Origin of the sequence: Vibrio sp. Isolate34 (assembly GCF_022397915.1) — a bacterium.
Taxonomy (GTDB): Bacteria; Pseudomonadota; Gammaproteobacteria; order Enterobacterales; family Vibrionaceae; genus Vibrio.
The window spans coordinates 1-1,037 of the sequence record NZ_JAKEUO010000049.1; the positions used below are offsets into that span (position 1 = coordinate 1).

1 protein-coding gene, 2 tRNA genes and 2 rRNA genes are annotated in these 1,037 nt (G+C 44.0%); all 5 read left to right on the forward strand.

Annotated features, from left to right (window positions below):
- Positions 1-174, forward strand: a 23S ribosomal RNA gene (locus L1D22_RS22065); the annotation flags it as partial.
- A gap of 145 nt (positions 175-319) precedes the next feature.
- Positions 320-435 (forward strand): 5S ribosomal RNA (gene rrf, locus L1D22_RS22070).
- A gap of 81 nt (positions 436-516) precedes the next feature.
- Positions 517-593: transfer RNA gene (locus L1D22_RS22075), tRNA-Asp, on the forward strand.
- 60 nt (positions 594-653) lie between these two features.
- A tRNA-Trp gene (locus L1D22_RS22080) sits at positions 654-730 on the forward strand.
- 115 nt (positions 731-845) lie between these two features.
- Positions 846-1,037: helix-turn-helix domain-containing protein (locus L1D22_RS22085; protein WP_239830001.1), on the forward strand; the 192-nt coding region annotated here is incomplete at its 3' end.

Consider the following 1,037-nt stretch of genomic DNA (forward strand, 5'->3'; position numbering starts at 1 on the left):
GGAATCGATAACCGCTGAAAGCATCTAAGCGGGAAGCGAGCCCTGAGATGAGTTTTCCCTGACGCTTTAAGCGTCCTAAAGGGTTGTTCAAGACTAGAACGTTGATAGGCAGGGTGTGTAAGTGCTGCGAGGCATTGAGCTAACCTGTACTAATTGCCCGTGAGGCTTAACCATACAACACCCAAGGGGTTTTGTGGACTCAAAGAGAGACCTTGAATGAGTTTGAAGAGAAACTTTTATAGCTCTATTAAATAGAGAAGCAGCTTTCCAGATTATTTTGCCTTCAGCTTTTAAAAGCTGAAAGTAAAAGCAAAATTTGCTTGGCGACCATAGCATTGTGGACCCACCTGATTCCATGCCGAACTCAGAAGTGAAACACAATAGCGCCGATGGTAGTGTGGGGCTTCCCCATGTGAGAGTAGGACATCGCCAGGCTACAAATTTATTTTCACTTTTTAAAAGTAAAGACAAAAAGTGTTATGAACGACTTGTCAGCGACGACAAGTAGTCCACTGCGGAGTGGTAGTTCAGTTGGTTAGAATACCGGCCTGTCACGCCGGGGGTCGCGGGTTCGAGTCCCGTCCACTCCGCCACTTATTCGATAACCTCACTTAGTGTGAGGTTTTTTCGAATCTGAAGTAAGATAAAGTTTTAGGGGTGTAGCTCCAATTGGCAGAGCAGCGGATTCCAAATCCGCGTGTTGGGAGTTCGAATCTCTCCACCCCTGCCATATTTAAGGCTCTAGCAGAAATGCTAGAGCCTTTTTGCTTTCTGGCGTCGAAATACTTCATAATACCAATTCCGTTAATTTTGTGATCTAATATGGACTCTTAAAAGGAGTCCTTATGAAGCATGATTTTCCGAGTCTGATTAATTCCACATCCAATGCTCGGCTTAGAATGCGTTATTTATCCGTTTCTCATTTTGTTGACGGTAAAAGTCGCACTCAAATAGCTAAGTACCTTAAAGTTAGCAGAGTAAGCGTCAATAAATGGGTCAAAGCATATCTCGACAATGGTCTTGAAGGACTTCAAGAG